This window comes from Martinezella calliandrae, from assembly GCF_030272695.1.
In the GTDB taxonomy this organism is placed as follows: domain Bacteria; phylum Pseudomonadota; class Alphaproteobacteria; order Rhizobiales; family Rhizobiaceae; genus Rhizobium; species Rhizobium calliandrae.
In genome coordinates this window covers 1-531 of record NZ_JARFYN010000199.1, presented here as the reverse complement: position 1 = coordinate 531, position 531 = coordinate 1, and the positions used below count along the sequence as shown (strand labels likewise).

Below are 531 nucleotides of genomic sequence, written 5' to 3'. Positions count from 1 at the left end.
TGCCGGTTGGCGTTCCCTCTGGCTCGATGACGACGAGTCGGCCAGCGGTGATATCGTCGGCGACGGCGGGATAGGGCATATGGCCCCAGCCAAGCCCTGCACATAGGAAGGCGTGTTTGGTGGAAAGTTCGGCGACGCGCCATGACTGACCGCCGAGCACGCCGAATTCTTGGCCGGTGGTAAGCGTCGAGCGATCGGTCAGGACGACTTGAACATGGCGCTCCATGGCGCTCGCAGCGATCGGGCTACGCAGATCCGCCAGTGGATGGCTCGCCCCCACGACGGTCACCAGCGGCAGGTTGAACAGCCATTCCTTGGAGAGATCCGGCGGCGCGCGCTGGAGCGTTCCGATCACCCCGACGCTGCAGCGGCCGTCGAGCACCGCCTGGGGGACGGCACCCAAAGCCTCGAAATAGACGCGCAGCGGCGTCGCGGGAAACGCGGCCGCCCATTCCCGCGCGACCTTGGTCAGTAAACCTTGCGGAAACATTGTGTCGAGAACGATGGAGAGTTCGGGCTCCAGCCCGCCAG

At 65.5% G+C, this 531-nt stretch carries 1 protein-coding gene; it reads right to left on the bottom strand.

Features of this window, described 5'->3' with window-relative positions; translation table 11 throughout:
* The coding region (locus PY650_RS36715) for a LysR substrate-binding domain-containing protein (RefSeq protein ID WP_285885015.1) at positions 1 to 531 on the bottom strand (531 nt) is incomplete at both ends.